This window comes from Neisseria sp. P0021.S007, assembly GCF_051956855.1.
The window spans coordinates 364162-376454 of sequence record NZ_JBQCXA010000002.1; the positions used below are offsets into that span (position 1 = coordinate 364162).

The 12293-nt window shown below is 48.3% G+C and carries 12 protein-coding genes; 6 read left to right on the forward strand and 6 right to left on the reverse strand.

The window, feature by feature from the left end; genetic code table 11:
* Nucleotides 1-4: 4 nt before the first annotated feature.
* Nucleotides 5-319 carry a hypothetical protein gene (locus ACTHUR_RS04775; RefSeq protein WP_070695289.1) on the reverse strand — a complete coding sequence of 105 codons (315 nt, stop codon included), beginning with the start codon at nt 317-319 and terminating at the stop codon, nt 5-7.
* 129 nt (nt 320-448) lie between these two features.
* Between ACTHUR_RS04775 and ACTHUR_RS04780 the strand changes: the two genes are divergently transcribed.
* Complete coding sequence (locus ACTHUR_RS04780) at nt 449-631, forward strand: hypothetical protein (RefSeq protein WP_168165176.1); 183 nt, start codon at nt 449-451, stop codon at nt 629-631.
* Nucleotides 632-688: 57 nt separating this feature from the next.
* Here ACTHUR_RS04780 and ACTHUR_RS04785 read toward each other — a convergent pair whose 3' ends face one another.
* A complete protein-coding gene (locus ACTHUR_RS04785) occupies nt 689-946 on the reverse strand; it encodes a SemiSWEET family transporter (protein WP_049331825.1) in 258 nt (85 codons plus the stop codon).
* Between the two features lie 141 nt (nt 947-1087).
* On the reverse strand, nt 1088-2218 hold the full coding sequence (carA, locus tag ACTHUR_RS04790) for a glutamine-hydrolyzing carbamoyl-phosphate synthase small subunit (protein ID WP_150540610.1): 1131 nt from the start codon (nt 2216-2218) through the stop codon (nt 1088-1090).
* Nucleotides 2219-2717: 499 nt separating this feature from the next.
* Between carA and pilC the strand changes: the two genes are divergently transcribed.
* The gene (gene pilC / locus ACTHUR_RS04795) at nt 2718-6080 is read left to right on the forward strand and encodes a PilC family type IV pilus tip adhesin (RefSeq protein WP_224783384.1); all 3363 of its coding nucleotides are present in this window, start codon (nt 2718-2720) and stop codon (nt 6078-6080) included.
* Between the two features lie 276 nt (nt 6081-6356).
* Here pilC and ACTHUR_RS04800 read toward each other — a convergent pair whose 3' ends face one another.
* From ACTHUR_RS04800 to tal, 3 genes are all read right to left on the reverse strand, one after another.
* The gene (locus ACTHUR_RS04800; RefSeq protein WP_003686784.1) at nt 6357-7091 is read right to left on the reverse strand and encodes a LytR/AlgR family response regulator transcription factor; all 735 of its coding nucleotides are present in this window, start codon (nt 7089-7091) and stop codon (nt 6357-6359) included.
* Nucleotides 7092-7329: 238 nt separating this feature from the next.
* Nucleotides 7330-8217, reverse strand: coding sequence for a tRNA glutamyl-Q(34) synthetase GluQRS (gene gluQRS, locus ACTHUR_RS04805; protein WP_440361234.1), 888 nt, complete (start codon nt 8215-8217; stop codon nt 7330-7332).
* A gap of 152 nt (nt 8218-8369) precedes the next feature.
* Complete coding sequence (tal, locus tag ACTHUR_RS04810; RefSeq protein WP_004518856.1) at nt 8370-9425, reverse strand: transaldolase; 1056 nt, start codon at nt 9423-9425, stop codon at nt 8370-8372.
* A gap of 134 nt (nt 9426-9559) precedes the next feature.
* On the opposite strand from tal, the gene ACTHUR_RS04815 reads away from it, so the two are divergent.
* The 4 genes from ACTHUR_RS04815 to lptA all read left to right on the forward strand — a co-directional run bounded on the left by ACTHUR_RS04815 (nt 9560) and on the right by lptA (nt 12226).
* Nucleotides 9560-10534 (forward strand): KpsF/GutQ family sugar-phosphate isomerase, encoded by a 975-nt coding sequence (locus tag ACTHUR_RS04815; protein ID WP_004518855.1) that lies wholly within the window; start codon nt 9560-9562, stop codon nt 10532-10534.
* A gap of 66 nt (nt 10535-10600) precedes the next feature.
* A complete protein-coding gene (locus ACTHUR_RS04820) occupies nt 10601-11137 on the forward strand; it encodes a KdsC family phosphatase (protein WP_004518854.1) in 537 nt (178 codons plus the stop codon).
* Nucleotides 11134-11715 (forward strand): LPS export ABC transporter periplasmic protein LptC, encoded by a 582-nt coding sequence (lptC, locus tag ACTHUR_RS04825; RefSeq protein ID WP_004518853.1) that lies wholly within the window; start codon nt 11134-11136, stop codon nt 11713-11715. The genes ACTHUR_RS04820 and lptC overlap by 4 nt, the downstream gene beginning before the upstream one ends.
* A complete protein-coding gene (lptA, locus tag ACTHUR_RS04830; RefSeq protein ID WP_004518852.1) occupies nt 11696-12226 on the forward strand; it encodes a lipopolysaccharide transport periplasmic protein LptA in 531 nt (176 codons plus the stop codon). The genes lptC and lptA overlap by 20 nt, the downstream gene beginning before the upstream one ends.
* The last annotated feature ends 67 nt before the right edge of the window (nt 12227-12293 follow it).

The following is a 12293-nucleotide window of genomic DNA, read 5'->3' on the forward strand; positions in this document are numbered from 1 at the left end:
TTATTCAATATTTATAAGTGGTTTCAATCCGATAAATATATTCTTTGTCGTCAATCCAAACTGTAAACAATTCGTTTGGCTGTATTTTTTTCTCGCCTAAATTAGTATGCCAAATTTCAGTATCGAATGAACCAAAATTAAATTCACTGGCAGCTTTATCTAAAATGAAAGGATAAGTATTTTGTGCTTGTTTATGTTCTCCAAACCATCTTCCTTCAATAATTTTATTATTTTCTAATGCAGTCAGAATAATAAATTTATCTTCATTTTGAGGGCTGGCATTATCCAGCCAAACAGCAGTAATTCTTGAAAATTCCATTTCTCTATCCACAAAGATTGAATGACAGAAAGCAAGCGTAGGTTGGGTTGAAAACCCAACACAAACCGCTTAATTGTCTAAAGCATCGGGTTTGCTAACCCAGCAAGCTGTAGCCCACATGTAGGGTGTGTGCGGTACGCACGCACGCGTTCTCCATTTTTCCTGCAATTCCAACCTACCGCGTGCGTGCCTTGCGGCACATACCCTACCGATGGGTTCAAAGGTCGTCTGAAAAAATGCTCGCGGCGTTTGTTCCATCTGCCTTTCGATAAAAAGCTACCTGAAAAATTCCTGCCGTTGATATTTTGGTGACTCTTTTTCAGACGACCTTTTGCATTTTTATGTTGCACAGGCCGTCTGAAAACTTCCTTAAAAACTAGTGACAAACGTAATCAAGCCCAAAATGATGCCTGGGGCGTTCGCCAGCATGACGGGGTAGTCGCGTTTTTCTTTCAAAAAGCCGTAGGCAACCCATAATGTGCAGTTGATGGCGGCAACGAGGGGTTGCAACGGCGAGCCGGGGTTGCCGGCAAGGTTGTTTTGGATTTGTGGGATATAGGAAACGTACATACCGACGGCGGTTAGGGTGGCGACGACGGATAGAATGCGCATTTGCTTTTCTGTCATGGTTTTTCCTTTCTGATTAGAGGGTTGGGTTTCAGACTGTGTAGATGTTGAGAGAGTGTGTACCTGAATTTATATTTTTTGAGGTTTGGTTTTCAGACGGCCTGTTGTTGAGTTGAGTGTGGCCGTCTGAAACAATCAGCTTTATTGTTTTGCTGCTTTGATATTGTCAATGAATTTGTCGAACAGATAACCGACGTCTTGCGGACCCGGGCTGGCTTCGGGGTGGCCTTGGAAGCAGAACACGGGTTTGTCTGTCAGTTCGATGCCTTGTAAAGTGTTGTCAAACAAGGATTTGTGGGTAATGCGTGCGTTGGCAGGCAAAGTGTCAGCATCAACGGCGAAACCGTGGTTTTGGCTGGTAATGACGACTTTGCCGCTATCCAAATCTTGTACTGGATGGTTGGCACCGTGATGGCTGAAGCGCATTTTCAGGGTTTTTGCGCCGATGGCGAGGCTGATCAGCTGGTGTCCCAAACAAATGCCGAAAATCGGTTTGCCGCTTTCCATCAGTTTTTGTACGGCTTTGATGGCGTAGTCGCAAGGCTCAGGGTCGCCGGGGCCGTTGGACAGGAATATGCCGTCAGGATTGAGTGCCAACACGTCTTCCGCGCTAGTTTGCGCCGGAACGACGGTCAGGCGGCAGCCGCGTGAGGCGAGCATGCGCAGGATGTTAGTTTTGACACCGAAATCGTAGGCGACAACGTGGTAAGGCTGTTCGGAAGGGGTAATGAAACCTTTGCCCAATTCCCATTCGCCTTCGGTCCATTCGTAAGTTTCTGTGCAGGAAACTTCTTTTGCCAAGTCTTTGCCGACCATGCTGCCGAATGCGGCAATCAGTTCTTGTGCTTTTTCAACGGTGGCATCTGCACCGGTCAAGATTGCACCGCCTTGTGAACCTTTTTCACGCAACAGGGTGGTCAGGCGGCGAGTATCGATATCGGCGATGGCGACAGTTTTATTGCGTACCAAATAGTCGTGCAGGCTTTCGGATGCGCGGAAGTTGCTGTGCAAAAGCGGCAGGTCGCGGATAATCAAACCGGCGGCGTAAACGCTGCGGCTTTCTTCATCTTCAGCGTTGGTGCCAGTGTTGCCGATGTGTGGATAGGTAAGGGTAACGATTTGTTTGCAGTAGGAAGGGTCGGTCAGGATTTCCTGATAGCCGGTCATGGAAGTGTTGAACACGACTTCGCCGGAAGTCGAACCTTCGTAACCGATTGATGTGCCGTGAAATACGCTGCCGTCAGCGAGAACGAGAAGAGCCGGAGTGGTCATGATGGAATCCTGTTTGCCTGATGATGGTCGGTTCGAAAAAAATGGTCAGGCCGTCTGAAAAATAAAAATTGTTTACAAAAAAGACAGCCTTCGGAAATCTCGGCTAAAAAAAAACACGCTCCGCAGCATTGATTTTGCTGTGTAACGTGCTTTTTCAGACATAGCGGTCTATGCCGTAGAAGCAGTGTATTTTAAGTCAAAGTAATAGGAATTTCAAGCGTAGAGCCAATAATCGATAATTTAAAAACGTTTTATCTTTACGGTACAGTCCCTTGCTTTTGGAATGCCTGATGAATAAGGTTGAACTAAATATTCAGTCAGGCCGTCTTAAAACTGAGCAGGCAGATTGTTTCATTTTTGTTGTGTTTGAAATGCAGGTGTCGGGAAATTCAGCCGAATCAAACATGAAACAGGCTGTTTATGCTAGAATCGTAACCTTATAAAAAATAAAAACAACGTCATTTTTAGCTGAGATTATCCGATGAAAAAAGAACACATTATGCAAAACGCTCCATCAGGCCGCCATCGCCTCATTCATGCAAGCGTCGCTTCCGCTTTAGCGCTTATCAGCATTTCCGTTCAGGCAAATACGCAGCAATTTGCCCAAACTCCTTTTTACCTGCAAAACAAAACCGACGTCAGCGGCCAACCCAAAGTCAAACACAATATTATGTTTTTGATTGATGACTCGGGCAGTATGCAATGGAATGTACAAGGTAAGGAAACATCTGTACGGGCTGATAAAAGAATAACGATTACTAAGGAGGCCCTAAAATCGGTATTGAAAGAGTATGGCGAAAAACAACGATTCCAGTGGGGTTTGCAAACTCTGCATAACAATGGTCGTACTGATACTCCAGATGAGGGGGGCTTTACCGATGATTGGAAGGATGTTCAAAGGAGGGTAGATGGCATTGATCCTGGCCATGCTACGCCAATCACGCGCCGCTACTATGAAGTAGTCAAAAACTTTGTGATGCCCAATATCAAATACCGTTGTCAGAAGTCTTATGTGATTGTGATGTCGGACGGCGATGCCAATATGAGTTGTAGTAACCAGATTCCAGGTGAAGATCCTCGTTTATCTCGTAATACTAACTTCAACTACGATAGGGATTATTACTATTCAAACTATTACCGCGATATTGAACGTAGTGCGGGTACGTCTGCATACCAATATTTTGGTCCGTCTGAAGTGAAGGCTAATGATGATAGCTATGGGAAAGGTAAATTCTTTAATGGTGGAGGTCGTATCAAAGGATACTTTGATTTTCTACCTTATCAATATGATAATGATTTTGGCTTGCCTGAGAATGAAAAGAAATTGCTATGTCAATCTAGTAAATATAAGCATGAGTATGATCCTAATTATGGTAGGTATATGTGGGTAGCTGCAGGCGAAATTATTGTTCCTTATTGGGATAGGAACTATAAGGATGAAAAACGCGGTATGCGTTTCTTTAGCCAGACTTTGGCAGAAAAAGACATTAAAACAGCAAAAGACGGTTCAGATGCTGCGGGTAAGAGCTGGGATGGTGATCCAAGCGATCCCAAAGGCATAGATTACAGCAAGCAATTGGTTCAGACTTTTACTGTGGGTTTTGGTGAGGGGATCTCTGAAGTTGGGAGAGAGTATCTGGAAAAGGGTGCGAGCCGTCCAGACTGGTATTTTAATGCTGCGAAAAAAGAAGATTTGCTTGAAGCCTTTAAAACCATTGTCGACAATATTGAAAATGACAGCAAAAATACGAAATTTGAAGGAGTATCCTCTACTGCTCCGGCAACGACCAGTATGGGTATTCCCGATATGGCGGCAACGGTTCATTTGAATACCGGCTCTTGGAGTAGTCAATTGCGGTTTTATAAATTGAACCGTGATGGTACACCTATCAATACGACTGAGTTTGTTCAGCCATCATTTAATAACCGCCTTACTTTGGTTAATGACGGCAGTAAGACCTATTTCATCGATAGAGTTGCAGATAATGAGGCTTCAAATGCCGATTTTGGCATTTCAGACGGTAGTGCGAAAGATAAGTTGGAATGGAAAAATGCATTGCTGAAATGGACTGGCCGAGTAGGTAGTGATGAAACCATCAAAGCGGATGCAGAGACAAAAGGTTATAGCCAGTCTTATCGAATTCGTCCGACAGATTCTGCTGATTCAAGTAAAGATGAACGTAATTTAGGCGATATTTTAGATGGTTCGGTTGCAGCTATTGGCGATAAGCGCGACAACCGTCAAGAGTTTTTGGTCTCTGCTGCCAATGACGGCATGGTACATATTTTCCGTAATGGTACGCCTAGCAATCCTTATGACTTGAAACTCAGCTATATTCCGGCAGGCATGGAGCGCGAGGACGATCAAGGTCAAGCGACAACTTTGGGCAAGGTTCTGAAAGATATTGCACGCGATGGTTACGGCTCTGGCACGCCGCACCGTTATATGGTTAATGGTGGCTTTGTTCTCCGCCAAACACCTGATAAGCAAACCTTTATGTTTGGTGCGATGGGTCAAGGTGGACGCGGTGCGTATGCGTTGAATATTGGTGCGGTAGCTAACAGCGATCGTAGTGGTTGGAATACGACTGTGCCTTTGTTTGAAACAAAAAAAGGCTTTGACAATAAGCTGGGTTATACCATTGGTTCGACACAAATCGGCCGTGTTTCCATCAAACGCGATACCACTCCGGTCAATCTGGAATCGAATGTGCGTTATGCGGGCTTCTTGGCTAGCGGCTATCGTACTGAGGATGTGAACAGTGCCGACAATGAAACGGCTTTGTATGTTTATGATATGACAGGGAAAGAGGCAGGGACAAAAAATACTGGTACTAATGTTTCTTCTTCTAAAGCCGGCAAGCTCTTAGCTAGAATTCCTGCACCGAATGGCAAAGGCGGCCTCTCTACCCCTACTTTGGTAGACACCGATTTTGACGGTATTGTTGATATTGCTTATGCCGGTGACCGTTACGGCAATATGTTCCGCTTCGACTTGAGAGGTAAAACCGAGTCTGAATGGTCGGCGCAAATGATTTTCCAAGGTTCGGGGAATCAACCGATTACGTCTGCGCCTGCGGTATCACGTCGTGGTAAAGATAAGTATGTCGTTATTTTTGGTACGGGTAGCGAGATTTATCAGAATGAACTAGAAGGTACTAACGGACAAATCAATGCCGTTTACGGTATTTACGATGATGTATCTACTGATGCGGTTTTGGCAAAAAGTAGTGAGTTGGAACAGCAAACCAGAGAAAGTGACGACGAACATATTTATGTCAGCGACAATAAGGTTGGTGAAGGTAAAAAAGGCTGGAGTCTGACTTTAGATCCGAATGAACGTGTGACTGTCAAGCCGACGATGATTTTGCGTACAGCTGTTGTGACCATCCGCAAGTATGAAACCAAAACAATTCATACTGACTCTTCTAGTACCGATGTTTGTTTACCGGACAGTACATCCACACAAACGACAGCGAAAACGATTATTCTGGGTGTAAATGCTGAAAATGGCGGTCGTTTGGGCTTGCGTGATGCGCGTATCTCCAGCAAGGATCGTACATTTATCAAACGCGAGAATAATGGCCAGATTTATTACGCCAACGGTATGACTTTTGATGGTGTTATCAACTTTACTTATATAAATTCCAGCAAAGCCGATGATTCTCCGGTAACTGCCGATGGCGATAGCGGCGGCACGGGTACGGATAAGGAGTTGAACGCTACGCCGAGCGTGCCAAACAATAAATGTTTTGCAACCAAAGGCGATCGCAGTCTCTTGTCTAACCAGCTGGTTAGCCTGGAAGTACAAGGCCGTACATGCGGACTCAAACGCATCAGCTGGCGTGAATTGTTCTTTTAATTGGTAAGGATTAAGCATCGAGGCCGTCTGAATTTTTTCAGACGGCCTTTTCTGTTGAGTGGTAGTAATTGAGAGATGCTGGATTAAAAAATGGAAAACTTTGTTTGTGGATATAACAAGCTTTGATCAAATTGAGAGCTTGGATAAAGTTAAATGACAGACTTAGGCTATTCTTTTTTAATTTTCTACTATTTGGCTAAGAAGTTAAAAGGCCGTCTGAAAAATATCTTTTCAGACGGCCTTTGATTTAAAAAGAGCTAATCAAGGAGCGCATTGTTAGATGCTGTTTTTAATAATTTTCCGCAGAGTGGATAGTTGCCGGCGGCTGACGGGCAGCGGGGTCGGAATATCGAGAATTTTAGCGCCCCATGTGGATGCGTATTCGTCGTTTTCGTCGTCGTCCAGTCGAATCAGGCTGTCGAGGGTGTGGCGGAAGACGAGGGCATTGCGATGGATGCGGATGACTTTGTCGCCCAGCAATTCTTCCCAGTAAACCAAGGTCTTCGGTAATTCGTAGCTGTGGCCGTCGCCGGTAAACAGATAGACGGTTTTGTGTTCCGCCATCAGGTAACGCGCCTGTTGCCATGGGATTTCAACCATGCGTTCGCGGTTGTACACTTTGAAATGGGTGAAACTGTCTGCTTTTTCGCGGTTTTTCTCGATGATGCGGTCAAGCGCGGTTTGCAGGCGGGTCATTTTGATCGGTTTGAGCAGATAGTCTGCGGCGGCCAGCTCAAACGCGCGCAGGGCGTGTTCTTCGTAGGCTGTGGTGAATACAATTTCCGGCTGGCGTTTGGCGGTACGCTTAATGCGTTCGACAAACTCGAGACCGTCGATTTCCGGCATGCCGATGTCGGCAAATACGATGTCGACTTCGTGGACACTCAGCCACTCCAATGCTGGCATGGCATGGTGAAAGACGTTGAGCAGTACGACATTGCACTCTTCCAATAATACACGTAAGCGTTCTGCTGCTAATACTTCGTCTTCTACAATAATGGCACTTGGCATAGCGGTATTCTTTTTGTTGTATCGTGGGAGATCTGCCGCGCTTTGTCATCCTCAATAACGCGTCAGCCGTATGTTGTTACAACCTTGAAATTATCAGTTTGTGACAATTTTAGGAAATTTTTAAAATATACATGATTTTTCGCTTCTTGGGCATGGTTTGGGATGAGTCGGAAGATTACTTACATAATTTTATGAAATATTGTAATACCCAGAGTAATTTTGTTGTAATCATGCTAATTCAGTCCGTGATAATGGACGATTTTGGGATTTTGTCCATTTGCCAGTGTGCCACCGCCCAATCGAGCAATTCCTGCGGACGGTTCATAGCAGGTGCATCGGGCAGGTTGAGGTAGGTTAGGACTTGGCGGAGAAGTTGTTCTTTTTGATTCAAATCCAAAGCCGGGGCAAGGGTTTGTTTCGACCATTTTTGCCCTTGGCTGTTGGTCAATAGGGGAAGGTGTGCGTAGGCCGGTGTGGGAACGCCGAGGCATTGTTGCAGATAGATTTGGCGTGGCGTGGAAACAAGCAAATCTTGACCGCGGACAATATGGGTTATGCCTTGGTCGGCATCGTCAGCAACCACGGCAAGCTGATATGCCCAATAGCCGTCGGCACGGAGCAGGACGAAATCGCCGATATCGTGTGCCAGATTTTGTGCGTAATGTCCGACAATGCCGTCTGAAAAACCGATCACGCGATCGGGAACTTGAATGCGCCATGCCGGAGTTTTGTTTTGCGTATCGGGTCTTTGCTGAGGATTGCGGCAACGGCCGTTATATACAAATCCGTCTGCGCCATGTGTTGCCGCCGCCTGCCAGTCTTTGCGGCTGCAATAGCAGGGATACACCAGCTCGGCTGCTTTGAGGTGGTCGAGGGTGTCTTGATATAGGTCGTAACGGCGGCTTTGATAGACGACTTCGCCATCCCACTCAAAGCCGAAGGCTTCAAGCGTGCGCAAAATGTCGGCGGCGGCGCCGGGCATTTCGCGCGGGGGGTCAAGGTCTTCAATGCGGACCAGCCATTTGCCCTGATGAGCGCGCGCGTCGGTATAGGAGGCGACGGCGGTCAGTAGGGAGCCGATATGAAGCAGGCCGGTAGGGCTGGGGGCGAAACGTCCTATATACATGGCAGGGTGGTTTTGTAGGGCAGGGGAAGTATGCCTGCACGGTATTCAAATCGTGATAGAAAAGGGCGTGCCGTACACGTCCGAATTTGGGTTTCAGACGGCCTGAGACTTTTCAAAATGATTTAAGTTTCTCGGCCGTCCGTTCAATCCGCTTAAGCCAAGGGAGCCAGTAGTTTGGCGAAAGCGTCTTCAAATTGTTTCAAACCGTCTTCCTGCAAACGAGTTGCCAAAGTTTCGACATCAATGCCGAGTTTCGCGGTTTCGGCAAGCTGCGCTTTGGCTTCGTCCACACCTTCGGTCAAAGTAGCTTTGGCGGTGCCGTGGTCGATAAAGGCTTTGAGTGTGGCATCGGGAACGGTGTTGACGGTATGGGCGCCAATCAGGCTATCAACGTACAACGTGTCAGGATAGGCAGGGTTTTTCACGCCGGTAGATGCCCATAAAAGTTGGACGCGGTTGGCACCTTTTTCGGCAAGTGCGGCAAATTCGCTGCTGCCGAAGTATTGCGCCCAATCTTGATAGGCGGCTTTGGCCAGTGCAATGGCGACTTTGCCTTTGAGGTGGTCGGGCAGGGTGGCGTCCAATGCGGCATCGACACGGGAAATAAAGAAGCTGGCGACAACTTGGATATGGGAAACGTCGTGTCCTGCTTCCAAACGTTTGGCAATGCCGCGCGTGTAGGCCGCATAGGCTTTGAGGGTTTGGGCGCGGGAGAAGAGCAGGGTCAGGTTGACGCTGATGCCGTCTGAAACGAGGATTTCAAGCGCTTCGATGCCTTCGTCGGTTGCCGGTACTTTAATCATGACATTTTTACGGCCGATGGCGGCGTGCAGGCGGCGCGCTTCTTCAACCGTGCCTTGTGCGTCTTTGGATAATTCAGGCGAAACTTCGAGGCTGACGAAGCCGGTTTTGCCGCCGGTGGATTCATGTTCGGCAAGACATACGTCGCAAGCGGCTTGTACGTCGGCAACCGCCATGGTTTCGTAGCGTTGTTTCGGGGTCAGGTTTTGCTGTTTGAGTGCGGCTACTTTATCGGCGTACAGGGCATCTCCGGCAAAGGCTTTTTGGAAAATGGCAGGATTGGAAGTTACGCCACACACACCTTGCTTCAGCATTTCTGCCAATTCGCCGCTTTGTACCAGCGAACGGGAGAGATTGTCCAACCAGATTTGTTGTCCTAATGCTTTAACGTCCGATAAAATAGTCATCTCTGATTCCTTTTACATAATAGGTTTGTTTGTGAAGTGGCGGTAATGCTACGCCGATTCGATGAATTTGAACAGTTTACAGCCGATTAATTTGGGCAAAACAAACCTAAATTCAAGCACGAAAGGTGGCTTTGATGGCGGAAAACACACTTTATCTCGACTGGGCGCGCGATGTATTGGATACGGAAGCCGAAGGTTTGCGCGAAATTGCGGCGGCTTTGGACCATGATTTTATCCGTGCGGCGGAAGCATTGTTGCACTGCAAGGGCAGGGTCGTCATTACCGGCATGGGTAAGTCCGGACACATCGGCCGCAAAATGGCGGCAACCATGGCTTCTACCGGCACACCTGCGTTTTTCGTCCATCCTGCCGAAGCGGCACACGGCGACTTGGGCATGATTGTGGACCACGATGTCGTGGTTGCCATTTCTAATTCCGGCGAAAGCGATGAAATTGCGGCGATTATTCCGGCGTTGAAACGTAAAAACATCACGCTTATTTGTATCACTGCCCATCCGACTTCGACCATGGCGCGTCATGCCGATATCCATATTACCGCGGCGGTTTCCAAAGAAGCTTGTCCGCTCGGCCTTGCACCGACTTCCAGTACGACCGCCGTGATGGCCTTGGGCGATGCGCTGGCGGTGGTATTGCTGCAGGCGCGAGCGTTTACGCCGGATGATTTTGCTTTGAGCCATCCGGCCGGAAGCTTGGGCAAACGCCTGTTGCTGCGCGTGGCGGATATCATGCACAAAGACGAAGCCCTGCCAGCCGTTTTGTTGGGCACGCCGTTAAAAGAAGCCATTGTCCGCATGAGTGAAAAAGGCTTGGGTATGTTGGCGGTAACCGATGCCGAAGGCCGTCTGAAAGGCGTATTTACCGATGGCGACTTGCGCCGTCTGTTTCAAGAACGCGACAGCTTTGCCGGTTTGAAAGTGGACGACATCATGCACGCCTCTCCGAAAACCATCTCTGCCGATCGTCTCGCCACCGAAGCTTTGAAAGCCATGCAAAGCGGCCATGTGAACGGTTTGCTGGTGGTCGAAGAAAACGGCGTGCTGATTGGCGCGCTGAACATGCACGATTTATTGATGGCACGAATTGTCTGAATCGACGGCAAAAACGTTTTCAGATGGCCTTATGCTAGAATAGGCCGTCTGAAACAAGGAAACCTTATGCAAAACCTCTCTTCCGACCTGCAACAACGCGCTTCAGGCATCAAACTGCTGATACTGGATGTGGACGGTGTTTTGACCGACGGCCGCATTTTTATTCGCGACAACGGCGAAGAAATCAAATCGTTCCACACTTTGGACGGACATGGTTTGAAAATGCTTCAGGCCAGCGGCGTGCAAACGGCGATTATTACCGGCCGCGATGCGCCTTCCGTCGGTATCCGCGTGAAGCAGCTCGGTATCAACTATTACTTCAAAGGCATTCATGACAAACGTGTCGCCTACGCCCAATTACGCGAACAGGCCGGTGTGGAGGAGCATGAGTGCGCCTTTGTCGGCGACGATGTTGTCGATTTGCCCGTGATGGTGCGTTGCGGATTGGCGGTCGCCGTCCCGGAAGCGCATTGGTTTACTTTGCAATACGCCCATTATGTAACCCGACGTTCCGGCGGCGCAGGCGCGGTGCGTGAAGTGTGCGATTTGATTATGCAGGCGCAAGGTACGCTTGAACCTGCTTTGAAAGAGTATGTACGATGAAAATCAGATGGCGTTACGGAATCGCCTTTCCGCTGGTGTTGGCCGTTTCACTCGGCGCACTGGCGGCGTGGCTCGGCCGCATCAGCGAAGTGCAGGTCGAAGAAGTCGTCCTCAATCCGAATGAGCCGCAATATTCGATGAAAGGCATCAACGGCAAACGTTTTGACCAAGAAGGCCGTCTGAAAGAAAACCTGAGCGCGGTCGATGCCGTCCAATATCCGAATAGCGCAGACGTGCATTTGGACAAACCACATCTTTCGTTTTACCGCGACGGCAGCCTGCTGTACGAAGTCGGCAGTGACAAAGCAGCGTACAATATTCAAAACAAGAAAGTCGTTTTTGAACAGAATGTTGTCTTAAACAAAGCGGCAGATGCCAAGCGTTTGGCCGGCATCGTCAAAACCGAACGCTTGAATGTCGATACCGAGGCGCAATACGCCCATACCGACAGCCCCGTTACTTTCCAATACGGACAGTCCAGCGGTCAGGCAAACGGCATGACTTATGATCACAAAACCGGTTTGCTGAATTTCCCTTCCAAAGTGAAAGCCACAATTTATGATACAAAAAATTTGTAAAACTTTAGCCCTTGTTGCCGTTTTTGCCGCCAGCCCGGCCTTTGCCCTGCAAAGCGACAGCAAGCAGCCGATTCAAATCGAAGCCGACCAAGGCTCGCTTGACCAAAACAACCAAAGCACCACCTTTTCCGGCAACGTCATCATCAAACAAGGCACGCTCAATATCCGTGCCGGCAGCGTGACCGTTTCGCGCAACGACAAAAGCGAGCAGTTGATGAAAGCCACCGGCTCGCCCGTCAAATTCAGCCAAGAGTTGGACGGCGGCAAAGGCGTAGTCAACGGCCAAGCCAATACCGTCATGTATTCTTCCGCAGCCAACCTCGTTACTCTGTCCGGCAATGCCAAAGTACAGCGCGGCGGCGATGTGGCCGAAGGTGCGGTCATCACTTACAACACCAAAACCGAGGTTTACACCATCAACGGCAGCGCCAAATCCGGTGTGAAATCCGCCGCCAAATCCGGCCGCGTCAGCGTTGTTATCCAGCCGTCCAGTACGCAGAAAAACAAATAAGAAAACACACAAAAAGGCCGTCTGAAAAAGTTTCAGACGGCCTGAGGTCAATATCGAAAGTCAACAG